Annotated in this window: 21 protein-coding genes and 1 tRNA gene; 14 read left to right on the forward strand and 8 right to left on the reverse strand. The window is 66.1% G+C overall.

Annotated features, from left to right (window positions below):
* Positions 1-12 precede the first annotated feature (12 nt).
* The 3 genes from recA (at position 13) to rny (ending at position 3,337) form a co-directional block, all read left to right on the forward strand.
* Positions 13-1,065: a recombinase RecA gene (recA, locus tag EL272_RS06470; RefSeq protein ID WP_014846417.1), complete on the forward strand. Its 1,053-nt coding sequence runs from the start codon at positions 13-15 to the stop codon at positions 1,063-1,065.
* Positions 1,055-1,567, forward strand: coding sequence for a regulatory protein RecX (locus EL272_RS06475; RefSeq protein WP_014846418.1), 513 nt, complete (start codon positions 1,055-1,057; stop codon positions 1,565-1,567). The genes recA and EL272_RS06475 overlap by 11 nt, the downstream gene beginning before the upstream one ends.
* A gap of 162 nt (positions 1,568-1,729) precedes the next feature.
* The gene (rny, locus tag EL272_RS06480) at positions 1,730-3,337 is read left to right on the forward strand and encodes a ribonuclease Y (RefSeq protein ID WP_014846419.1); all 1,608 of its coding nucleotides are present in this window, start codon (positions 1,730-1,732) and stop codon (positions 3,335-3,337) included.
* Here the strand turns inward: rny and EL272_RS06485 are convergent.
* Positions 3,311-4,222, reverse strand: a complete 912-nt coding sequence (locus tag EL272_RS06485; RefSeq protein WP_014846420.1) for an aldose epimerase family protein — start codon at positions 4,220-4,222, stop codon at positions 3,311-3,313. The genes rny and EL272_RS06485 overlap by 27 nt on opposite strands.
* A gap of 188 nt (positions 4,223-4,410) precedes the next feature.
* Between EL272_RS06485 and miaB the strand changes: the two genes are divergently transcribed.
* A complete protein-coding gene (gene miaB, locus EL272_RS06490) occupies positions 4,411-5,877 on the forward strand; it encodes a tRNA (N6-isopentenyl adenosine(37)-C2)-methylthiotransferase MiaB (protein WP_073969949.1) in 1,467 nt (488 codons plus the stop codon).
* A gap of 155 nt (positions 5,878-6,032) precedes the next feature.
* Here the strand turns inward: miaB and EL272_RS06495 are convergent, their stop codons facing one another.
* Complete coding sequence (locus tag EL272_RS06495; RefSeq protein WP_014846422.1) at positions 6,033-6,221, reverse strand: antitoxin; 189 nt, start codon at positions 6,219-6,221, stop codon at positions 6,033-6,035.
* Between the two features lie 47 nt (positions 6,222-6,268).
* Between EL272_RS06495 and miaA the strand changes: the two genes are divergently transcribed.
* The 4 genes from miaA to EL272_RS06515 are packed head-to-tail and all read left to right on the forward strand — an operon-like array spanning position 6,269 to position 11,502.
* A complete protein-coding gene (gene miaA, locus EL272_RS06500) occupies positions 6,269-7,234 on the forward strand; it encodes a tRNA (adenosine(37)-N6)-dimethylallyltransferase MiaA (RefSeq protein WP_014846423.1) in 966 nt (321 codons plus the stop codon).
* Positions 7,235-7,262: 28 nt separating this feature from the next.
* A complete protein-coding gene (gene dapF, locus EL272_RS06505; protein ID WP_014846424.1) occupies positions 7,263-8,087 on the forward strand; it encodes a diaminopimelate epimerase in 825 nt (274 codons plus the stop codon).
* Positions 8,088-8,123: 36 nt separating this feature from the next.
* Positions 8,124-9,518, forward strand: a complete 1,395-nt coding sequence (gene hflX, locus EL272_RS06510) for a GTPase HflX (RefSeq protein WP_014846425.1) — start codon at positions 8,124-8,126, stop codon at positions 9,516-9,518.
* Positions 9,511-11,502 (forward strand): ATP-dependent DNA helicase, encoded by a 1,992-nt coding sequence (locus tag EL272_RS06515; RefSeq protein WP_014846426.1) that lies wholly within the window; start codon positions 9,511-9,513, stop codon positions 11,500-11,502. Before hflX ends, EL272_RS06515 begins: the two co-directional genes overlap by 8 nt.
* A 42-nt stretch (positions 11,503-11,544) precedes the next feature.
* On the opposite strand, the gene EL272_RS06520 is transcribed toward EL272_RS06515, so the two are convergent.
* Positions 11,545-12,702, reverse strand: a complete 1,158-nt coding sequence (locus tag EL272_RS06520) for a M23 family metallopeptidase (RefSeq protein WP_095532214.1) — start codon at positions 12,700-12,702, stop codon at positions 11,545-11,547.
* A 580-nt stretch (positions 12,703-13,282) separates the two neighbouring features.
* Positions 13,283-13,359 (reverse strand) — tRNA-Met (locus EL272_RS06525).
* Positions 13,360-13,494: 135 nt separating this feature from the next.
* Here EL272_RS06525 and EL272_RS06530 point away from each other — a divergent pair.
* The 6 genes from EL272_RS06530 to serA are packed head-to-tail and all read left to right on the forward strand — an operon-like array spanning position 13,495 to position 19,590.
* Positions 13,495-15,015: an ABC transporter substrate-binding protein gene (locus EL272_RS06530; RefSeq protein ID WP_014846428.1), complete on the forward strand. Its 1,521-nt coding sequence runs from the start codon at positions 13,495-13,497 to the stop codon at positions 15,013-15,015.
* A gap of 1 nt (position 15,016) precedes the next feature.
* The gene (locus EL272_RS06535; RefSeq protein ID WP_082793766.1) at positions 15,017-15,976 is read left to right on the forward strand and encodes an ABC transporter permease; all 960 of its coding nucleotides are present in this window, start codon (positions 15,017-15,019) and stop codon (positions 15,974-15,976) included.
* Positions 15,976-16,785 carry an ABC transporter permease gene (locus tag EL272_RS06540; RefSeq protein WP_041697402.1) on the forward strand — a complete coding sequence of 270 codons (810 nt, stop codon included), beginning with the start codon at positions 15,976-15,978 and terminating at the stop codon, positions 16,783-16,785. The genes EL272_RS06535 and EL272_RS06540 overlap by 1 nt, the downstream gene beginning before the upstream one ends.
* Positions 16,782-17,609, forward strand: coding sequence for an ABC transporter ATP-binding protein (locus EL272_RS06545; RefSeq protein ID WP_041696382.1), 828 nt, complete (start codon positions 16,782-16,784; stop codon positions 17,607-17,609). Before EL272_RS06540 ends, EL272_RS06545 begins: the two co-directional genes overlap by 4 nt.
* A complete protein-coding gene (locus tag EL272_RS06550) occupies positions 17,606-18,370 on the forward strand; it encodes an ABC transporter ATP-binding protein (RefSeq protein ID WP_041696384.1) in 765 nt (254 codons plus the stop codon). The genes EL272_RS06545 and EL272_RS06550 overlap by 4 nt, the downstream gene beginning before the upstream one ends.
* A 29-nt stretch (positions 18,371-18,399) precedes the next feature.
* Entirely contained in the window at positions 18,400-19,590 is a 1,191-nt protein-coding gene (gene serA / locus EL272_RS06555; RefSeq protein ID WP_014846431.1) for a phosphoglycerate dehydrogenase, read from the forward strand.
* Between the two features lie 10 nt (positions 19,591-19,600).
* On the opposite strand, the gene EL272_RS06560 is transcribed toward serA, so the two are convergent.
* Genes EL272_RS06560 through EL272_RS06575 form a run of 4 tightly spaced genes read right to left on the reverse strand, consistent with a single transcriptional unit; the run spans position 19,601 to position 23,190 of the window.
* Positions 19,601-20,404 (reverse strand): inositol monophosphatase family protein, encoded by an 804-nt coding sequence (locus tag EL272_RS06560; RefSeq protein WP_014846432.1) that lies wholly within the window; start codon positions 20,402-20,404, stop codon positions 19,601-19,603.
* Between the two features lie 28 nt (positions 20,405-20,432).
* On the reverse strand, positions 20,433-21,404 hold the full coding sequence (gene rsgA, locus EL272_RS06565; protein WP_061787031.1) for a ribosome small subunit-dependent GTPase A: 972 nt from the start codon (positions 21,402-21,404) through the stop codon (positions 20,433-20,435).
* Complete coding sequence (gene aroA / locus EL272_RS06570) at positions 21,404-22,657, reverse strand: 3-phosphoshikimate 1-carboxyvinyltransferase (protein WP_082793765.1); 1,254 nt, start codon at positions 22,655-22,657, stop codon at positions 21,404-21,406. The genes rsgA and aroA overlap by 1 nt, the downstream gene beginning before the upstream one ends.
* Before the next feature lie 14 nt (positions 22,658-22,671).
* Positions 22,672-23,190 carry a DoxX family protein gene (locus EL272_RS06575; protein ID WP_051014971.1) on the reverse strand — a complete coding sequence of 173 codons (519 nt, stop codon included), beginning with the start codon at positions 23,188-23,190 and terminating at the stop codon, positions 22,672-22,674.
* Positions 23,191-23,207 lie beyond the last annotated feature (17 nt).

Below are 23,207 nucleotides of genomic sequence, written 5' to 3' on the forward strand. Positions count from 1 at the left end.
GGAAACCACACCATGGCTGTTGCGGATCGCGCCAAGGCGCTCGAGGCCGCCCTCGCCCAGATCGAGAAGGTGCACGGAAAAGGGTCAGTGATGCGCCTGGGGGAGGACACCCGCCTGCCCATCGATGTCGTCCCGACCGGAAGCGTTGCCTTGGACGTGGCCTTGGGAATCGGTGGCCTGCCCCGGGGACGGATCGTCGAGATCTACGGTCCGGAGTCCTCTGGCAAGACCACGGTTGCCCTCCATGCCATCGCGAACGCGCAGGCCGAGGGCGGGATCTGTGCCTTCATCGACGCGGAGCACGCCCTGGACCCGGATTACGCGAACAAGCTCGGCGTCAATACCGACGAGCTCCTGGTCTCACAACCGGACAACGGGGAACAGGCCCTCGAGATCGCGGACACACTGGTGCGTTCCGGGGCCCTGGCGCTCATCGTCATCGACTCGGTGGCAGCGCTGACGCCCCGAGCCGAGATCGAGGGCGAGATGGGGGATTCGCACGTCGGCCTCCAGGCGCGCCTGATGAGCCAAGCCCTCCGGAAGATGACCGGGGCCCTGAAGTCCGCCAACACCACCGCAATTTTCATCAACCAGCTGCGCGAGAAGATCGGGGTGATGTTCGGTTCTCCCGAAACCACCACGGGTGGTCGCGCACTCAAGTTCTACTCCTCCGTGCGCCTCGATGTCAGGAGGATCGAAACCTTGAAGGACGGTTCCGAGATGGTCGGAAACCGCACCCGCGTGAAGGTGGTCAAGAACAAGGTCGCGCCGCCTTTCAAGCAGGCCGAGTTCGACATCATTTACGGCGAGGGAATTTCCCGGGAAGGAAGCCTGATCGACATGGGTGTGGCCAATGGGATCATTCGCAAAGCGGGAGCCTGGTTCACCTATGAATCCGACCAGCTGGGGCAAGGCAAGGAGAACGCCCGGAACTTTCTGAAGAACAATCCGAAGATCGCGGAGGAGATTGATCGCCGAATCCGGGCCGCGCTCGGTGTCGTGGAACAGGATGCTCCAGAGGGCAAGATCAACCCCGAGACGGGGGAGGTCGAGGTTGCCTCCTGAAACCAGCCGCGCGGAGCAACTGGAAATTGCCAGAGGCATTGCGCTCAGGCTGTTGGATGCCCGGAGCCGGTCGGAGGCCGAGCTCCGGGACCGGTTGGCCCTCCGCGGAATCCCCGAGGACGTCTCCGGGGAACTGACCGAGCGTTTCCGTGAGGTCGGGCTGCTGGATGATGCTGCCTTCGCGGAAGCGCTCACACAGACCCGGGTCCAGGTGGACAGACACGGTCTCACCCGGATCCGGGCGGAGTTGCGACGCCGGGGAGTGGGCGAGGATGTGGCGGCGGAGGCCCTGTCCCGGGTGGGGCAGGAGGAGGAACTGGAGGCGGCGCGAGCCTTTGCGCAACGCCGTGCCCGCACCTTGGCCGGGCTGGATTCCCGGGTCGCGCGCCGACGTCTGGCCGGGGCCCTCGGACGCAGGGGATTCGGGGGAGCCGTGGTGTCGTCGGTCGTCAACGAGGTGCTCGGGGAAATGGACCCCGACACGGATGACATGCCCTTGTGAACTAGCCTTGGCGGTCGTAAGGTCATTGACTCACGGTTCGAGACATCTTGGTTGGTCCCATGGGCTCGTGTGCGGCCCGGTATGGCGTGGTCACGTCCGCTACTCAGCAGCCCTGGGTGCCCTGAACCTCCAGGTCACTTCGTCAGGTGCAAAGGGGTAGCCATGGAATGGCTGGGCTGGATCATCGCTGGGTTGCTGGGTGTCGTCCTGGGGATCCTCGCCTGGCGGCAGCGGCGAGTTGCCCTGTCGTTCATTCAGGAACGGGCTCGCATCGAACGCAGAAGCCGCTCCGATGCAGCATCCATCCGCAAACAGGCGGTGGAGGCAGCCGAGCAGCTCAGGGCGGATGCGGAACGGGCCCTGGAACAGGCGAAGGAATGGGCGCACGAGGCCGGCGCCGACATCGACAGGCGCCGCGAGGAGTTGGAGGCGTCGATAGCCACTCAGCGCGCCGAGCTGCGCGAGCAGCGCAGCGCGCAGGAACGCCAGGAAGAACGCCTGAACGAGAAGGAGGACCGGCTCGCCGCGGAGGCCGAGGGACTCGCGACGCGCTCGGAGCTTCTCGAGCAGCAGCGCACGGATCTCAGGAAACAGCGCGAGGAACTCGCTGCGGAACAGGGCCGCGTGCAGATGGAGCTTGAACGTGTGGCGGGGTTGACGGCGAACGCCGCCCAGGCGGAGGTGATGGCAGAGGCGGCACGCCAGGCCCGTTTGTCAGCTGCCACCCTGGCCCGGGACATCGAGGAGACCGCGAAGAAGGAAGCGGACCAGCGGGCCCGGGCGATAGTCGTGACCGCCATCCAGCGGTGCGCGGCAGAGCAGACCAGCGAGTCGGTGGTTTCCAGCGTCGACCTTCCCGGCGACGAGATGAAGGGGCGGATCATCGGGCGTGAGGGCCGCAACATCAGGGCCTTCGAGCAGATCACCGGAGTCAACGTGATGGTGGACGACACCCCGGAGACGGTGCTGCTCAGCTGCTTTGACCCGGTGAGACGGGAAGCCGCCCGGCTGACCCTCATGGACCTGGTCGCCGACGGGCGTATTCATCCGGCAAGAATCGAGGAGGTGCACGCCCGCAGCATCCGGGTGCTGGACGAGCGCATCAGGGCCGTCGGTAACGAGGCCCTCCTGGAGGTGGGAATCGCCGATCTCCACCCGGAACTGATACCCGTGGTCGGCTCCTTGGCCTACCGCACCAGCTTCGGGCAGAACGTGCTCGCCCACCTGATCGAGTGCTCCCATCTGGCCGGGATCATGGCGGCCGAACTGGGGCTCGACGTGGCGCAGTGCAAGAGAGCAGCCTTCCTGCACGACATAGGCAAGGCCCTAACCCACGAGTCCGAAGGACCCCATGCGATCATTGGCGCCGACCTGCTGCGCCGCCACGGCGAACACCCCGACGTGGTCCACGCGGTCGAGGCGCACCACAACGAGGTCGAGCCCCGGACCGTCGAGGCGATCCTCACCCAGGCGGCAGATGCCATCTCCGGTTCCCGCCCTGGCGCTAGGCGCGAGTCCCTGGAGGCCTACGTGGAGCGGATGCAGCATCTTGAATCCATCGCAATGGCCCACGAGGGAGTGACCCGCGCCTACGCAATGCAGGCGGGAAGGGAGGTCCGGATCATGGTGGCACCCGAGGTCGTGGATGACGCGATGAGCCGGGTGCTGGCACGCGAGATCGCGGCCGAGGTGGAGGCGAACCTCACCTATCCGGGGCAGATCCGCATCACGGTGGTGCGTGAGTCACGCGCCACCGAACTGGCTCACTGACCGGAGAGCGGCGCGAATTCCCCACGTGGCGTGCGCGGACTCTCCCGGCCGCAGCATGATCCGGTCCCTGTACGTCGGACCCTCGTTGAAGGCGTCGGGACCGCAGGTCATCGGTTCCACCGCCACGCTGTCGCGGTGGGGAGCGGTGAACACCTGCACCCACTGGGTGGTCGCCTCACCCCACACCTCGATCGTGCGGCCGTCCCCGCTCAGGGTGACGGTCCAGTCTCTGGTCAGGGGGTCGGTGAAGGTGGCATCCAGGACCGTCTCCCCGATGGTGCGGGCCCGGATGAAATCGTGCGCGGGGGCGACGGGGCCGAGGCGGATGGGAAGCAGTCTCTCGGGATCGACCGCCAGTTCCGCGTCGAACGGCACCGTCAACTCAACGCCGGAGATGTCCTCGAAACGGAAATAGGGATGGGCGCCGTAGCCCCAGGGGATGGGCATGGTCCCGATGTTCGTGGCGGTGACCTCCACCCTCAGGCCCTGCGCCTCGAGTTGGTGCAGGATCTCCACCGCGAGGATTCCGGGCCAGCCGCGCCGGGGCCAGAGAACGCACCGCTGACGGACAGAGGTCCCGAGATGGGCCAGGCACTCCCAGGCCAGGCCCACGTTCAGGCCATGATTCGCGTTGTTCCGGGAGGGTTCGTTGATGGGCAGCTGGAACTCCTGGCCGCCTAGGTGGTAGCGCCCGTCGCGGAGCCGGTTGGGCCAGGGAAGCAGATGGGCTCCCTCCCAGCCTTTCGGGGCCTGGTCGGGCCCGTGCGTCGCGAGGATTTCCGTGCCGTCGATGGTGAAGCTGCGCAGCCTGGCGCCCACTTCGGTGATCACGGCGCTGCAACCCCCGGCTTTGATCTCGTATTGCTCGCCTGTTGGGAAGACCATGAATCAACCCTAAAGGCCGCGTCAATAGGGGACGGTGAAAATACCCGTACGGCCGCGGGATCTCCGGCGCGCTGTGGGACACTTGGGTTCGGCAACGACACGTCCGGCCCTCCCCGGAATGGTCACTACCACCGGATTCCCTGCACGAAATGCTGTTTCGTGCGGTGCGCCACTAGAGTTGGGCCACCATGAGTTCGCGCACTTATCACGTAATCACCTACGGCTGCCAGATGAACGTCCACGACTCCGAGCGGATCGCGGGACTGCTGGAGGAGGCCGGGCTGAGGCGTGCTCAGGAACCCGCCGAGCCGGTTCTCGGCGCGGGGGCGGACGTGGTGGTTTTCAACACCTGCGCGGTGCGTGAGAACGCCGACAACCGTCTCTACGGAAACCTCGGGCACATGGCCGCCATCAAGGCGCGCCATCCCGGGATGCAGATCGCGGTGGGCGGCTGCATGGCCCAGAAGGACCGGGACGTGATCCTGCGGAAGGCTCCATGGGTGGATGTGGTCTTCGGCACCCACAACGTCGGCAGCCTTCCCACGCTGCTCGAACGGGCTCGCGTCGAGGAGGCCGCGCAGGTGGAGGTGGTCGAGGCCCTTCAGACCTTTCCGAGTAACCTGCCGAGCCGCCGCGAGTCGCCCTACTCGGCCTGGGTGTCGGTGAGCGTCGGATGCAACAACACCTGCACCTTCTGCATCGTTCCGCAACTTCGCGGGAAGGAGACCGACCGGCGACCGGGTGACATCCTCGCCGAGGTGCGGATGCTGGTCGACCAGGGGGTGCAGGAGATCACCCTTCTGGGGCAGAACGTGAACGCCTACGGGGTGGAGTTCGGGGACCGGCAGGCCTTCGCGAAGCTGCTGCGCGCCTGCGGCCAGGTCGAGGGCCTGGAACGGGTACGCTTCACATCCCCTCACCCCAAAGATTTTACCGACGACGTGATTGCCGCCATGGCTGAGACCCCCAACGTCATGCCGCAGCTTCACATGCCCCTGCAATCCGGTTCGGACGCGGTCCTGAAGGCGATGCGGCGTTCCTATCGTCGGAAGCGGTTCCTCGGGATCCTGGAACGCGTCCGGGAGGCCATGCCACATGCGGCCATCACCACGGACATCATCGTGGGTTTCCCGGGCGAGACCGACGAGGACTTCGAGGCCACCATGGACGTGGTGCGCGAGGCCCGTTTCTCCGCCGCCTACACCTTCCAGTACTCGAAACGCCCCGGAACTCCGGCCGCCGAGATGCAGAACCAGGTGGCTCATGAGACGGTCCAGGAACGCTACGAACGGCTGGTCGAGCTGGTGGGAAGGATCGCCTGGGAAGAGAACCGCCGTTTCGAGGGGCAGGAAATCGAGGTGATGTTCGCCCTGGGGGAGGGACGGAAAGACTCCGAGACCAACCGCATGAGCGGGCGGGCCCGCGACAACAGGCTGGTACACGTGGCCGTTGGTGAGGAGCCGTCGGATCGGCCCAGGCCGGGGGACATCGCCTACGCGACCATCACCCACGCCGCGCCGCACCACCTGAATTCGGATGCCCCCCTCAGGGGACTGCGGCGGACCAGGGGCGGCGATGCGTGGGAAGCGGCCAATACGGACGTACCCGAGCCCAAAGGGGTTCCTCTGGGCATGCCAAACCTACGGCGCCCCTGAAAAGGAAACAACCCCCGGCCCGGGACCGGAGGTTGCCGAGGTGAGGTGTCAGACCGCTCCGGTAGGAAACGCCGTGGTGGGTGGTGCAACGAGGATCGCGCCGGGGCGGCCGAGACCAGCGGTGCTCACCCGCGAAACCCCGTCCGCGGGACCTTTTACTCGCCCTCCTTCTTGCTGGCCAGGTTGTCAACCTTGTCCTTGACGAAGTCGGCGGCCTGGTTGATCTGCTCGCTGTGCTTGCCGCCGGTCTTCTCGTCGATGAACTCGGCGCCCTTCTCGATCGCCTGATCGATGGTTTCCCCGTGTTGGGTCACCTGCTCACCGATGTTGTCGAAGATTCCCATGTCATTGCCTCCTGGTCCAGGTGCTTGGCGCACCCTAGGGGTCCATCATGCCTGTTCTGGCGAAGTTCCGCACCGGGACTGGCAGGATGGTGGCCATGCATCCGCCCCTGATAGTGCTCGTCGGGCCAACTGCGACGGGCAAGTCGGCGCTCGCGGTCTCGCTGGCCCGCGAGCTCATCGGGCGGGGGAAGCCTGCCGAGGTGGTCAACGCGGATTCGATGCTGGTCTACCGGGGCATGGACATCGGTACCGCGAAACCCTCCGAGGCGGAACGAGGCGGGGTCGCACACCACCTGATCGACATTCTGGAGGTCACCGAGACCGCGTCCGTCGCCGATTTCCAGGCCCGCGCCCGGGCCGTGATCGCGGATCTGCGGGGCCGGGGAACCGTTCCGATCCTGGTCGGTGGTTCCGCCCTCTACACGCGGGCCATCACTGATGCCTTCGAGTTCCCGGGTTCCGACGCGGTTCTCAGGGCAGGCCTGGAAACCGAACTGGAACGCGTCGGGGTGGAGGAGTTGTATGCCCGCCTGGCGGTCCTGGCACCGGAATCCGCGGCCCACATCGAACCCGGAAACGGTAGGCGCATCGTGAGGGCGCTGGAGATTCGTGCACTGACGGGGGGGCATCAGGCGGTGCTTCCCGAGTGGACCTACGAACTCGACGGGGTTCACCAGTTCGGGCTGGAACTGGACCGGAGCGAACTGGACAGCCGCATCGATGCACGGGTGGAGGAGATGTGGCGCCTAGGCATCGTGGCCGAAGTTGAGAACCTGATTCCTCGCGGGCTGCGGGAAGGGCGGACGGCCTCCCGCGCGATCGGCTACCGGCAGGTTCTCGCCTTCCTCGATGGGCGGTGCAGCGAGGAGGAGGCGAAGGAGGACGTGAAACGGGCCACCCGGAGGTTTTTCCGCAAGCAGCTGGGCTGGTACCGGCGGGACCCCAGGATCGTGTGGCTGACAGCGGGGGATTCAGACAACCCCACCCGGATCATGGAAATCTCCGGGACATAGAATTGTTGAATCGGGCTGGAAGGGATAGGTGGGCACTTTGTTCCGGTACACGTTCGCCAAGGGTCATGCAACCGGCAACGACTTCATCATCATTGATGATCCACACGGGATGCAGGATCTGAGCGCTGAAGCGGTCGCCGCGCTCTGCGACCGCCACACGGGTGTCGGAGGGGATGGGCTGTTACGGGTGGTACGGGCCGGTCAGATGGCCGGGCACGAATTCGATCCGGAGCTGTGGTTCATGGACTACCGCAACGCCGACGGATCGGTCGCCGAGATGTGCGGCAACGGTTTGCGGTTGTTCTCCCGTTATCTCCTGAACGATCAGCTGGTCCAGAGCGGGGAGTTCACCGTCGCGACCCGGGCTGGACTCAAACAGGTTCGGGTCGCCCGGGGAGGATTGATAGCAACGAACCTGGGTGCGGTCGGTCTGGGAAAGGAGCCCGTCGTCATCACCCACGAGGGACGGACGTTCACGGGACGACCTGCTGATGTCGGCAATCCACACGCCGTCGTGTTCACGGACCGTGATGTGCTCAGGCAACTGGATCTTTCCCGGGCCCCGGTCTGGGAGCCCGCCGATGTCTTCCCCACGGGGGTGAACGTCGAGTTCGTTCACGAGGTCATGCCCGGGGAGCTGCTCATGCGCGTCTATGAGCGTGGCTGCGGGGAAACCCTGAGCTGCGGCACCGGGGTGGTCGCCTCCGCGGCCGCCTACCGTGACCGCAGCGGGTTCGACGGCCCCATCCAGGTGCGCGTTCGTGGCGGAGACCTGGTCGTGACCTTCGAGGGTGACGAGGTCTGGCTGACGGGACCGGCGGTGATCGTTGCGCGCGGCGAGTACTGGAGCTGAGATTTTCTTGCCGGGGCCTGCCAGAATGGTCCGACGATGAGCACATCCCTTCACGCACAGCCGAATCACGACGGCGATCAGTCCGAACTTGCCGAGCGACACTCGCTCAGGCGGGTCGTCGGTATGCGAACCGAACTGGAGGACATCTCCGAAGTCGAGTACCGCCAGTTGCGGCTGGAACGGGTGGTGCTGGTATCCGTGTGGACCTCCGGGACGCAGGAGGACGCCGACAACGCGATGGCCGAGCTGAAACTGCTGGCCGAGACCGCCGGCTCCGAGGTCCTGGAGGCCCTGGTGCAGCGGAGGAGCCAACCGGATCCCGCCACCTACATCGGACGCGGCAAGGTGGAGGAAGTGGCCGATGTGGTTCGAGCCACCGGCGCCGACACCGTAATCTGCGATGGGGAACTGCAACCGGCACAGCTGCGGAACCTGGAAGACCGCATCAAGGTGAAAGTGGTGGACCGGACCGCGTTGATCCTGGACATCTTCGCATCCCATGCGAAATCCGCGGAGGGCAAGGCACAGGTGGAACTGGCCCAGTTGCAGTACCTGAAACAGCGTCTCCGTGGCTGGGGTGGGAACCTGTCCCGGCAGGCCGGCGGCCGCGCCGCCGGCGGCGCGGGTATCGGCGGCCGGGGGCCCGGTGAGACGAAACTCGAGACGGATCGGCGCCGCATCCACCACCGGATCGCGCAGCTTCGCCGCAGGCTCCGCGAGATGGACGTTACCCGGGAAGGCAAACGTGCCGAGCGTCGCAGGAACCGGGTGCCCAGCGTGGCAATCGTCGGCTACACCAACGCGGGTAAGTCCTCTCTGCTGAACCGGTTGACGGGCGCTGGCGTGCTCGTGGAAGACGCGCTGTTCGCCACCTTGGATCCCACAACCCGCCGCACCGAGACCCGGGACGGGAGGGTGTTCACGCTGACCGACACCGTGGGATTCGTCCGGCACCTTCCCCACGACCTGGTGGAGGCGTTCCGTTCCACCTTGGAGGAATCCACCACCGCGGACCTTCTCCTTCACGTGGTCGACGCCTCGGACCCGGACCCCGAGGGGCAGATCGCGGCGGTGCGTCAGGTGCTCGCCGAGATCGGTGCCAGCGATGTGCCGGAGCTGCTGGTCTGCAACAAGGCGGATCGCGCCGATGCGACCACACTGCTGGCCCTACGGGCCGGGCATCCCGGCTGCGTGGTGGTCTCCGCCCGCACGGGACACGGTCTGGAGGAGCTGGCCGACGCGGTGGAGGCCCGCCTGCCGAACCCGGAGGTGTGGGTTGAGACGCTCATTCCGTACAGCCGTGGCGACCTCATGGACCGCATCCACCGGACGGGAACCATTGAGACATTGGAGCACACCGGCGAGGGCACCAAGGTGCGTGCGCGCGTCCATCCCGGCCTGGCGGAGGAGCTGGGCGAATACGGTGTCTGACCTCGCGGAACGGATCCTGGAGCGGGCGGTCTCCGGGATCGGTGGGGGCGAAAGACCCGGCCAGGCGGCGATGGTGGCGGCCGTCGCGGAGTCCTTGGAAGATGGCACTCACCTGCTGGTCCAGGCGGGAACGGGAACCGGCAAGTCCCTCGGCTACCTGGCACCGGCGTTGGCGCGGATCGTGGAGCACGACGAGATCATCGTGGTCGCGACGGCCACCCTGGCTCTCCAGGCCCAGCTCGCAGGCTCCGACATTCCCGCTGCCCTGGACGCTGCCGAGCATGTGACGGGAAAACGGCCCCGGGCCTGCGTGCTGAAGGGACGCAACAACTACGCCTGCCTGTTTCGCGCCCGCGACAAGGTGACGAACGGCGGCCAGGGAACTCTCCTGGGGGCGGCCGAACTGAGCGAGTCCCGCAGCTCCGGGTCCCCCTCGAAGCTCGGGGTTGAGGTGTTGGCGTTGCGTGAATGGGTGGAGGAGCAGCTCCTCGCAGGCGGTGCCGGGGATCGTGATGACGCCCCGACTCATACTGCCGCGGCCTGGCAGCAGGTTTCGATTCCTACTCGGGAATGCCCGGGCGCCTCCCGATGTCCCTTCGGGGCGGAGTGTTTCGTCGAGAGATCACGGGAGTCGGCTCGCGCAGCGGACCTGATTGTCACCAATCATGCCTTGGTGGCGATCAACGCCATGCACGGCGGCACGGCGCTTCCAGAGCACGATGCGTTGATCATCGACGAGGCCCACGAACTGACGGGCCGCCTCACCACGGCCGCTACCGGGGATCTGGGAGCGGGAACTGCGGAACGGGTGGTGAGACGTTGCCTGGCCTGGCTGGGGGATGATCTGGGCGGTGACCTGCTGGATGCGGTCGAAGAACTGCGCGATGCCCTGGCCGACAGCCCCACGGAGCGCATCACCGGGGCCGATGCGCTGTTGCCGGTGGCCTGCGCCGGACTTCGCGACGTCTCACGCCGGGCGATCAGCGAATTGGGAAAGGACAGGGAGAACCCCGAACGTTCCCAGGCCGCCGGGGCCCTGGGCGAAGTCTTCGACATTTCCGAACGAATGGCACGGCTGGCAGATCAGGATGTGGTGTGGGTGAGCCGCTCGGAGCAGGCGGGGGAGATGGCACATGTCGCCCCGCTATCGGTGGCGGGGCTGCTGCGGGAACAGGTTTTCGGGCGGGCAACCACCGTGCTCACCTCCGCGACCCTCACACTGGGGGGTGATTTCCGGGTCTTCGCCACCAGCATTGGGCTGAACCCCGCCGACGAACTGAACGGTGACACGGAAGGAACCGAGGATGGCATCAACTGGCGGGGGGTCGACGTGGGGTCTCCCTTTGACTACGCCAGGCAGGGGATACTGTATGCCGCAGCCGCGCTGCCCCCGCCCGGTAGGGACGGGCTCGCGGATGCCGTGCTGGCCGAGATCGCGCAGCTCGTCTGGGCGGCCGGTGGACGCACCCTCGGATTGTTCGCCTCGCGCAGAAACGCCGAACAGGCGGTGGCGCATTGCCGCCGGGTGTTGCCGGAACTGGAGTTCCTGTGCCAAGGGGATGCGCAGCTTTCCGAGCTTCAACGAAACTTCAGGGAGAGACCAGCCACGAGCCTGTTCGGCACCATGTCCCTGTGGCAGGGCGTCGACGTTCCCGGGGAGACCTGTCAACTGGTCATCATTGACAAGATTCCCTTTCCCCGGCCCGACGACCCGTTGATGCAGGCGCGCAAGAAGGCCGTGGATGATGCGGGAGGCAACGGTTTCATGGCGGTGGCCGCCACCCATGCGGCGTTGTTGCTGGCGCAGGGGGCCGGCCGGCTGATTCGGCGTGAGGACGACCGTGGTGTGGTCGCGATTCTCGACCCCCGGGTCGTCAGGGCCCGCTACGGGGGATTTCTGACCAGCTCCCTTCCGGGGTTCTGGCGCACGAAAAACCTGGACATCGCCGCCAATGCGTTGCTGAGACTGCGCGGCGCCGAGTAGAAACCCGGCGCCGCGCAGCTTGAGGGGAAGGGAAAAGAGGTCTCACATGGAAATCCCGATCGATCGGAGGTAGCTCATCGGGTTCGTGGCGGAGTACACATTGCCCGGGGTGACCCCGGAGGGGTAGTACTCGAAGTGCAGGTGGGCGCCGAAGCTGCGTCCGGTGCTACCCACGTTCCCGATCTTCTGTCCAGCGGTGACCTGCTGGCCCACCTTCACGTCGGTGTTGCTCATGTGCGCGTACAGGGTCGAGGAACCATCGGCCGCGCGAATGACGACGTAGTTACCGGCCCAGGAACCGACGTTCCCGCTGATCACGGTGCCGGAGGTGGCGGCGTGCACGGGGGTTCCGCTGCTGGCGACGAAGTCCTGGCCTGTGTGGTAGCGGGACCAGCTTCCGGTGGCACCGAATGCGGCACCGATCCGGTAGCTTCCCTTCGCCAGGGGAGCGGCAGCACCGTTGACGGCCGGTGTGCTGCTGGAGGCGGCGGCATCGCTGCTGACGGTGGAGCTGTTCGACGAGGTGCCGGAGGAACTGTTGGTGCCGGAGCCGTTACTCGAGTACGAACGGTTGCTCGAGTACGAACCACCGTTGGAGGAGAAGCTGGTTCGCTTCTTGTTGCTGGTGTACCCCGACTTCTTGGACCAGCTGTTGTACTTCTTGCTGGTGGAGCTCTTGGAGGAGCCGCTGTGTTTCGTGCTGGTGTACCCCGACTTCGTGCTGGTGTACCCCGACTTCTTGCCGGTGGATCCCGACTTCGTGCTTGTGTACCCCGACTTCTTGCCGGTGGTGGAGCCAGAGCTCTTGCTTCCGTTCGAGGAGGATCTGGAGGTTTCCCTGTCGGAGTATGCGCGCCGGGGGGTGGACTGCCCTTCGCAGTCGCGATCGCTGTTGGCCGCGCGCCTCGGGCTCGCGGACTGCCGACTCCGATAGGAGGACTTGGCGGAGACCGAGCTCTGCTTGCCGGAATGGCCGGAGCTGTCGGCGACGGTTTCATGGTGGCCCGCGGAGGGATCGACCTCGGCGGCGGCCGCACTCTGGGACACCATGCCCATCGTTCCGATGCCGCCCGCCAGCACCAGTGCGGCGAGTGGACGACGCCAAGGCGCGGGCGGAGTCGGCAGGGCCCGGCGCGGGATGGCTCCCGGACCAAAGGCGGCGCAGCCACGACGGGGCTGAGTGGGCTTCAAGAATCCCATGGTCGGTCCTTTCGGTTGGAAGATGCCATCAATCCTGAGGGTTTCTCAGGTTGAGTTCAAGTTTACTTCAGGGTTTGCAGGTTGCTGCTGGAAAGTTGAAGCTTCAAATCAAGTTGACTAGGAGTTTTGCCGAAAACCTTCACAGGAAACTCACAGCTTGGTTGAGGTTCGGCGTGCAGGAAGGTTGAGCGAAAACTTAGAAGTTCCTTAGGGAAACGGTGAGCCAAGTCGTTCGTGGCAAGGCCGTCGCGGTGGAAGGGGTAGTGCTCGTCGCCATTTGTCTTCTCCTGGAGGGCGGGGAAGCCGAGAAGTCGGGGCGCCGGATCATTCTGGTCCTGTCGCGGAGGTCCTACCCGGCTGCGGTGCACCGGATCGTCCCGCATGTTCTCGCTCGGACGGCATCTCTGCGTCAGGGCCCTGGAATCGCCAGGTGTTTCCCTGTAGGTCTCGCGAGCGGAAGATCTTCCTCCCCGGGACTCCGTGGGCCGGTGTCCGGGTGGGGCGGGCATGTTCGGAACAACCGTTTCAGGGGCTGAAGCGGAAAATCCCGGCCAGATCTCTCTGGCCGGGATTCCGGGCTTGGTAGCGGGGACAGGATTTGAACCTGTGGCCTCCGGGTTATGAGCCCGGCGAGCTACCGAACTGCTCCACCCCGCGTCGCTCGAACCACTGTACACGGGCTGCGGTGGAATACCAAATCGGCTGACAGGGGCAGCATTAACATCGGGAGGGGGTCGGCGGGTTAGGATTGCCGAGGTCTTCCATCGCCGTCCACACGGGAGAAACGTAGACATGAGAACCAACCGATCCCTCCGTCGCTTGACGGCCCTGCTGGCCATGCTGCTCGGGCTCAACCTGAGCCTGGCGGCCTGCAGCGGGTCCGGCGGGGGTGGCGCGGATTCCGTCGTCCTCAACGTCGGGGCGACGACCGAGCCCACGGGCATGGATCCGGCCGTCGACACGGGGGCGGGCACGCCGTTCGTGCTGCTGTACAACGTCTACGAGACATTGGTGCGTATCGACGAGAAGGGCGAGATCAAACCCCTGCTGGCACGGTCGTGGAGCGCCAGCTCCGACGGCAGCGTCTACACCTTCAAACTGGAACCCAATGCCACCTTCGCATCCGGAAAACCCGTCAACGCGGCCGCGGTCATCGCATCCTTCGAACGCACCCGGGACGGCGAGAACACCACCGAGGTGCTCAAGAAGCAGATGAGCCGCATCAAGGAGATGCGCGCCGTCGATGATCACACGGTGGAGGTGACCCTGACAGCATCGAGCAAGCGCTGGCTCTATGACATCACGTCCACCGCCGGGATCGTCTACGACCTCTCCTCCGGGCAGAACCTGAGCGAACAGCCCGCTGGTTCCGGTCCCTACGTCTTCTCTCGTCACGATGTCGGATCCATGGTTTCTCTGGTGCGCAACAAGAAGTACTGGGGGACCGGGCCCCGCGTGGACGAGGTGAACTTCAGGTATTACGCCGACGCGAACGCCATGGTGGCAGCGATGCTGTCGGGTCAGTTGGACATCGTCTCCAACCTGGCTGTTCCGCAGTCGGTGGGTCAGTTCTCCGACACCTCCCGTTTCAAGGTGCTCGAGGGCACTACGAACGGCGAGGTGGTGCTGGGCTTCAACCACGGCAACCAGGCACTTTCCAATCTCAAGGTCAGGCAGGCCATCAACCACGCCATTGACCGCAGGGCCGTCCTGGACAGCGCCTGGGGTGGGAAGGGAACCCTGATCGGCTCGATGGTTCCCCCCACCGACCCGTGGTACGAGGACCTCTCCAACACCTACCCGTACGATCCGGCCAAGGCGAAACAACTTCTTGAGGAGGCCGGCTACGCCAGTGGCCTGACCTTGCGCCTACGGGTGCCCACCCTGCCCTACGGCCCTCCCATCGCGAAACTCGTCGCCGCTCAGCTGCGTGAGGTCGGCATCGAGGCCAACGTCGAGGAATTGGACTTCTCCACGTGGCTGTCGCAGGTTTACACCCAACACGACTACGACATGACCGTGGTGGCCCATGTCGAGCCCTGGGACCTCTCCCAGTTCGCCAATCCCAACTACTACTGGCAGTACAACAATCCCCAGTTCGCGGAGCTGATCAACAAAGCGGACGCCGCCGCCACGAACACGGAACAGGAGACCACCTTGAAGGAAGCCGCGAAACTGCTGGCGGACGACGCCGCGGCCGACTGGTTGTTCCTGCTTCCCAATCTGGTGGTCACAACGACCGAGATCTCGGGGATAACGACGAACACCACGGGACTGTCGTTCGACATGACTCACGTAGCAACCAGTCGCTGAGGTGTTGCTCAGGGATCTCGGCCGGCGGCTGATCGGCCTCGCAGTGAGCCTGCTGGTGGCGTCGCTCCTGATCTTCCTGGCCACCAACGCGCTTCCCGGGAGTATCGCCAACATGGTGCTGGGCACCCAGGCGAGCCCGGGTGAGGTGGCCGCCTTCGAGGCGCGTCACGGATTGAGCCGTCCGCTGCTGCTCCGCTACCTCGAATGGCTCAGTGGAGTCTTGGTGGGTGATTTCGGCACCACCTTCGTGGGGGGCCGCGACGTGCTGGGGGAGATCCTGCCGAGGCTCGGCATCTCCGTGTGGCTGGTGGTCCTCGGGATGCTCCTAGCCCTGGTCATCGCGATCCCGCTCGGTTCCTTCGCGGCCCTGAGGCGACGACACGTCAGCGGGTTCGTCGCATCGATGTTCTCCCAGGCCGGCTTGTCCATTCCTGCTTTCTGGGCGGGCATGTGGCTGGTCATAGTGTTCGCGGTGAACCTGCGGTGGCTGCCCGCCGGGGGCTATGTTCCCCTGAGCCGTGATCCGGTGGGATGGGCAACCCACCTGGTGCTTCCCGTCACATCCTTGGCGCTGGTCCAGGGCAGCCTGCTGGCGCGTTACGTCCGAAGTGCCGTGATCGAGGTGACCAGCGAGGACTGGTTCCGTACCGCCCGCGCCGTCGGGTGGTCCAGGCTGGGGGCACTGCTGCGCCACGGAACCCGCAACATCGCGATATCACTGCTCACCGTGATCGGGCTCCAGGTGGCGACGCTGCTGGTGGGGGCGATCATCATCGAACAGGTGTTCGCCATCCAGGGACTGGGATCACGGCTGCTGCTGGCGGTGTCCCAGCGCGACCTGGTACTGGTCCAGGGCATCATCCTGATCCTCGTGTGGGCGGTGCTGGTGATCAACTTCGTGGTTGACGTGGTGTACCAGGCGGTCGATCCGAGGCTCAAGGAAGCGGGGACGATTTCATGATGCGCCGCTCGAATCTGGCCTTCGGTGCCGTGCTGATTTCCTTCGTTTTCCTGCTCGCCCTGGTGGGGTTGTTCTGGACCCCTCACGGACCTGCAGCCGTCACGGGAAGTCTCCGGGAGGCGCCATCGCTCGCCCACTGGCTGGGCACTGACAACAGCGGTTTTGACATCGCCAGCCGCTTGATCGCCGGGGCGAAGCTGGTGCTCTTGGTCGGGCTGGGATCGGTGGCCGGAGCCGCCCTGATCGGCATCCCCGCCGGAATGATCGCGGGGATGTCGCGCGGCTGGGGAGCTTCCCTGATCGCCCGGGGAGCCGATGTGCTATACGGTTTTCCCGCCCTGCTTCTGGCCATCCTTTTCGCGGCTGCACTCGGTGGATCCGTGTGGACCGCCCTGATGGCCATATCCCTGTCGGCGATCCCGGCATTCGTGCGGATCGCCCGGGCCGCGACCATCCAGGTGATGGGACTGGCCTTCGTCGAGGCCGCACGGCTGTCCGGCACCCCGCGCAGGCAGATCGCGCTCAGACACGTGCTGCCCAACATCGCCCCGGTGCTGGGAGTTCAGGCCAGCGTCAGCGTCGGAATCGCCATCCTCGCGGAATCGGGGCTCTCCTATCTGGGACTGGGGTCGGGAACCGAAGTCCCGACCTGGGGGCGGATGCTGCAGGAGGCGCAGAAGGAGATTTTCGTGGCCCCGGCGATCGCCCTGTGGCCTGGGCTGGCCATAGCCGCTGCGACCATGGGGTGCAACCTGCTCGGGGACGGGCTCCGCGATCTCCTCGACCCCAAACTGAGGGAGCTGACGTGAGTCTTCTGGAGATCGAGGATCTGCGGGTTACCTTCGGGCGGCGCCGGAAGGTGGCGGTCGACGGGGTCTCGTTCACCCTGGGGGAGCGGGAACGCCTAGGCATCATCGGGCAGTCCGGTTCCGGGAAAACCGTGATAGCGCTGTCCATCATGGGCCTGCTGCCCGAGAACGCCCGGGTCAGTGGATCGATCCGGTTGGCAGGCAGGGAACTCGTGGGACGCCCCGAGAAGGAACTGCGGAGGCTTCGTGGCGACGCGGTCTCGATGGTTTTCCAGGAACCGATGACGGCACTGGACCCGACCATGCGGGTCGGCCGCCAAGTGGGCGAGGTGGTGGCCCTGCACCACGGCGAACGCAGGGGAGGGATCCGGGCCCTCGTGCTGGAATGGCTGGATCGTGTCGGGTTGCCGGATCCTGAACGCATCGCCGACTCCTTCCCGCATCAGCTCTCCGGTGGGCAACGGCAACGCGCCCTGATCGCCATGGCCCTGGCCAACCGGCCGGATCTGGTGATCTGCGACGAACCGACCACCGCGCTCGACGTGATCGTGCAGAAACAGATCCTCGACCTGCTCGACGCAGAGTTCGCGGGCCGGGCCGCGCTGTTCGTCAGCCACGACCTGGCAGTGGTGCGGCAGGTCTGCCGGCGGGTGATGGTCGTGCTCGACGGGAGGATCGTTGAACACGGCCCCATCGAGGAAGTGATCGGGTCTCCGCAGCATCCCTACACCCACGGCCTGGTGGCCTCCGCACGATTGTCCGACGTGGCCCCCGGGGAGCGGCTCCCGACCGTGGCCGATTACTGGCAGGGGGCGGAAGAATGAATGCGCTGCTCGAACTGGACGGCGTCGATGTGATCTTCCGCCGGGGCAGCAGGACCTTCCAGGCCCTCCACGAGGTGAACCTGGCCCTCTTCGCGGGGGAACGCGTGGGACTGGTCGGGGGTTCCGGCTCGGGAAAAACCACCATACTGAGGACCTTGCTGGGGTTGATCCGTCCCGCGGCCGGGGAGGTGCGTTTCGACGGCCGCAGGGTTGACGGATTGTCCGACAAGGATCTCACCGATCTCCGGAGCCGGGTCTCGCTGGTCTCCCAGGACCCGAACGCATCCCTGAACCCGCGCATGAGGCTGCGCGAGATCGTGGCCGAGCCGCTTCGCTCACCGTGGCTGGGCAGCCGCGGGAGGGCGGAAGGCGCAGTTGCGGAGGCCATCGTGGGGGTCGGGCTGGATGTCGCGATGCTGGAACGTTTCCCGCACGAGCTCTCCGGGGGGCAACGCCAGCGGGTGGCCATCGCCCGGGCGCTGGTGAGTTCGCCGGACCTGCTGATCGCCGACGAACCCGTTTCCGCCCTCGACGTCTCCGTCCGCGCCCAGGTGCTGAACCTGCTCGGCGAAGCCGTCCGTGAACGGAACCTGGCGATGCTGTTCGTCAGCCACGATCTGGCGGTCGTGCGTCACCTGTGCGAGCGGGTAGTGGTGGTGGACCGCGGGAGGATCGTGGAGGAGGGACCCGTTGCGAAGGTTTTCGGGGAGCCCCGGCACGAGTACACGCGGAGACTGCTGGAGGCCAGCCTTTCCCTGTGATCGCGGGACCGGTTGTAACATGACCTGCCGTGAAGGCCCTGCTGCTAGAAAACATCCATTCCGAGGCCGTCCGTGCGCTTGAGAGCCGCGGACACGAGGTCGAGGCGCGTTCCGGTGCCCTCGGCGAAACCGAACTGATCGATGCCCTCGATGGGGTCGAGCTCCTCGGGATCCGCTCCCGGACCCACATCACCGAACGGGTGTTGAAAGCCCATCCTCAGCTGGTGGCGGTAGGGGCCTTCTGCATCGGGACGAACCAGATCGATCTCTCCGCCGCCGCGTCCGCGGGGGTCGCGGTGTTCAACGCCCCGTACTCCAACACGCGTTCGGTGGTGGAACTGGCCCTCGGGGAGATCATCACCATGGCCCGGCGCCTCGGGGACAAGAACGCCAACATGCATGCGGGTATCTGGGACAAATCCGCCAACGGATCCCACGAGGTGCGCGGCAGGACGCTTGGGATCATCGGCTACGGAAACATCGGATCGCAGCTTTCGGTGCTGGCCGAGGGGCTTGGCATGAAGGTTTACTTCTACGACATCGTGGATCGCCTCGCCCTGGGAAACGCCACACGGGTCTACAGCCTGCAGGAGCTGTTCGAACTGTGCGAGACCATCACCATGCACGTGGACGGCAGAGCCTCGAACGCCCACATGATCGGGGAGAAGGAGTTCTCCCAGATGCGGCCCCGCACTCTCTTCCTGAATCTGTGCCGGGGCAACGTCGTCGATGTCGACGCCTTGGCGGCTGCCCTGAAATCAGGACACATCGCGGGCGCGGCGGTCGACGTGTTCCCGAGCGAACCCAAGAACAGGGAGGAGCCGTTCGTCTCGCCGCTGCAGGGCATCCCGAACGTCATCCTCACCCCGCACGTCGGCGGATCCACCCAGGAGGCGCAGGTCGACATCGGCCGTTACGTGGCCGGCAAACTCGCCGACTACGAGGCCTACGGGAACACCTCGATGTCAGTCAACCTCCCCGAGGTTTCCGTCTCGGCGCCGGGAGCGGAGCGCATCCTGCACCTGCACCGGAACGTCCCCGGGGTGCTGGCGCGGCTCAACCACGCGCTCGCCTCCCACAACATGAACATCGGCTCCCAGACCTTGGCCACCTCGGGCGAGTACGGCTACGTCGTCACCGACGTCGCCGGGGAACACTACGAGGGCCTGCTGGCCGAACTCCAGGATCTCGAGGAGAGCATCCGGGTACGGATGATCTAGAAAACCGGCATCACCCGGCCTCGGAGGGGCGCAGCCTTTCGAGGACGATGTCGTGGAGCAGGCCGTTGGTCGCCAAGGCGTTTCCGTGGTACGGGCCCGGTTCACCATCGATGCTGGTGAACCGGCCACCGGCCTCGCGCACTATGATGTCGAGCGCGGCCATGTCGTAGAGCGCAAGTTCCGGTTCGCAGGCGATGTCCACGGCCCCCTCGGCAACCAGCATGTAGCTCCAGAAATCGCCGTAGCCACGGGAACGCCAGCATTCGCGCATCAGATCGACGAAACCCTGACCGCGCCCCGACTCCACCCAGCCGTTGATGCTCGCGTAGGACAGGGATGCGTCGGAAAGCTGCGACACCCTGCTGGTGTGGATCTGGGTGGCGTTCAGAATCGAACGACCCGTGTAGGCGCCGCCCTCCAGGCTGGCCCACCAGCGACGTCCGAGCGCGGGGGCGGAGACGACGGAGGCGGCGATCTGTCCGTCGATCTCAAGGGCGATCAGCGTCGCCCACACCGGGACCCCGCGCAGGTAATTCGCGGTTCCGTCGATGGGGTCGATGATCCAGCGGCGATTGGACTCTCCCGTGTCCTGCATCTCCTCGCCGTGAACGGCGTCGCGCGGCCGGGTGCGTGACAGGGTGCGCCGGATCGACTCCTCCACTGCGGTGTCGGCCTCCGTGACCGGGGTGGAATCCGGTTTGGTCTTGATCCTCAGGTCCTGGGCCTTGAACCGGCTCATGGAGATGGAATCGGCATCGTCGGCCATCACATGAGCCAGGCGGACATCATCGGTGAGTTCTTTGCTGGCGACCATGCCTCTAAGGTAGCCGAGACCTCCGGGATCAGGCGAAGGCCCGCTCCATCCGGCGGAAGGAAAGCAATCTTTCTGCACCGAGTTTGCCGGAATGAACTGCCTCGTCAAGAGCGCATTCCGGAGCGGAGGAGTCGTGACGGCAGCCGCGAGGGCAGTCGGCCACGAACTTCTCGAGGTCCGGGAAGGCCCCGATGAAGGCGTCCGTACGGACATGGCTGATCCCGAAGGAGCGCACACCGGGGGTGTCGATGATCCAACCACCGCCGGGCAGGGCGATGGCGGCCGCGGAGGTGGAGGTGTGACGGCCCTTGCCTGTCACGTCGCTGACTGCACCGGTGGCCCTGTCCGTCCCCGGGACCAGCATGTTCACCAAGGTCGATTTTCCCACCCCGGAATGCCCGATCAGCACGGTGGTGTGCTGCTCCAGGAGTTCCCTGACCGGGGAGAGATCGCCGCCGGGCCGGGTCACGACCACGGGGATATCCAATGGGGCATATGCGACGCGGAGATCTTCGGGGGAGGCGAGGTCCGCCTTTGTCAGGCAGAGGATCGGGGAGATGCGGGCGTCGTAGGCGGCGACGAGGATGCGGTCGATCATCCCCATCCGCGGTTCCGGGTCCGCGAGGGCCGTGACGATCATCAACTGGTCGGCGTTGGCGACGATGGGGCGCTCGAAGGTGTCCGCGTCGTCGGCGGATCGGCGCAGCCAGGTGCGGCGTTCCGAAACCTCGACGATGCGGGCCAAGGTCCCGGCCGCACCGGAGACGTCACCGTCCAGCTTCACCCGATCCCCGACGATGACGCCTCTGCGCCCCAGGATGCGGGCCTTGGTCGCGGTGACGGCGGTGCCGTCGTCGAGGAGGCAGCGGTACCTGCCCCGGTCTATGGAGGCCACCAAGGCATCCGGGGAGCCCGAGTAGTCGGGGCGGTCCTTGGTGCGGGGACGGCTGCGTTTCCTGGGACGTTCGAAAGCCGCGTGGTCGTCCTGCCAAAGTGTCATCAGGTGGTCACCAGCTGATTCCAGAGCCGCGGGAAATCCGGCATGGTCTTCGAGACGCAGGTGAGGTCGTCGACACCGGTTCCCGGTCGATCCAGGGCGACGATCGCGGCGAAGTGCACCATGCGGTGATCGGCGTAGGAGGACAACTCCACGCCCCCCCGTCCCCGCGGCCCACCCGTGATCTCCAGGCCGCCGTGGTGCTCGATGACCGCGACCCCCAGCTTCCGGAGCTCGGTTGTGAGCGCGGACAGGCGATCGGTCTCGTGACCGCGGATGTGGGCGATCCCCGTGATCCGGGTGGTTCCCTCCGCCAGCGCGGCGAGGGCCGCAACCACAGGGGTCAACTCCGAGGCGTCGTGCAGATCGACATCGATCCCGCGAAGCCGGCCGGGACCGCTGAGGGTCACGGCTTCCCCGCTGCGAGTCGTGGTGCAGCCCATCCGCTCCGCCACATCCAGGAACCGCGCTCCCGGCTGAAGGGTGGAACCGGGCCAGCCGGGGACCGTGACGCAACCGCCCGTGGCGGCCCCGGCGGCCAGGAAGACCGAGGCGTTCGTCAGGTCGGGCTCGACACGGACGTCGAGCGGCAGGACGGGACCGCTGTGGACCCGCCACGACGTGGCGTCCGGTTCGTCGATGCGCACGCCGCGGGCACGCAGCATTTCCACGGTCATCGCTATGTGGGGCCGGGAGGGAAGGGAATCCCCCGCATGTCGCAGCCTGAGCCCGGAGGGAAGGCGGGCCCCGATCAACAGCAGCCCGGAGACGAACTGGCTGGAAGCGGAGGAATCCATCACCACTTCGGAATCACTCGTCATCGGCCCTGGGACCAGGGTGAAGGGCAGCGAGTCGGCGTCGATCCCGGCCCCCAACTGGCGGAGGCCGTCCAGGAGCCCGGACATCGGGCGGGTGGTGGCCTGCGGATCCCCGTAGAAACGGGTGGGGGAATCGGCCAGGGCGACCAACGGGGGCACGAAACGCATCACCGTGCCTGCCAGGCCGCAGTCGATGCCTCCCGGGGCGCCGCGGAAACGCTGCGGAGGCATGATCCGCAGCTCACCCGGGCCGGACGCCTCGATGTTCACCCCGAGCGCTCGCAGCGCATCAACCATGAGGTCGCAGTCCCGCGACTCGAGAGCTCCCGTCACCGTTGACGGACCGTCCGCGAGCGCGGACAACACCAGTGCCCGGTTCGTTCCCGATTTGGAACCGGGCACCTCGACGACCCCCCGGACGGCGGCGTTGGCCGTCACGAGGGGAGCAGCCGTCAGGACGCCACCGCCTGACGCACCTTCCTGGCAGCCCTGGCATTCACCCGGCGGAGCTTGCGGGAGGTGTTCCTGCGGCGCCAGGAAGCGCTGGGACGTCCTTGGAGATCCTGGGCCGCCAGCACGGAGGCGCCGAGAAGCGCCACGTTCTTCAGCACATCGGGTCGCCGTGCTTGTTTCTCCTCGGCGTCGGCTCCCTTCTCGGGCAGGGCCACCGCGATGTTCAGGATGCTGGCGTTGGCGAGCAGGCAGGCCCCGAGGCGGCGGCCGATTCCGGTGGCGAACATCACTCCGCCGACGACCTCAGCGGCGCCGCAGATGCGCACCCACGATTCTGCCTGGTCGGGCACGTGCGAGGAATAGCCGGAGGGAACGACCCGCTGCACGAGGGGGGTGACGCGGGCTGTGAACGCCTCGGCTTCTGGTGCCAGCTCGGCTGGCGAGGTGACCTTGCGCACACCATCGGCGACGAAGGCGCTGGCGAAAAGGCTACGGGCTAGGAAGCGCAACAGACTCATGACCTCAAACTTACCCA

Origin of the sequence: Arachnia propionica (assembly GCF_900637725.1) — a bacterium.
Classification (GTDB): Bacteria; Actinomycetota; Actinomycetes; order Propionibacteriales; family Propionibacteriaceae; genus Arachnia; species Arachnia propionica.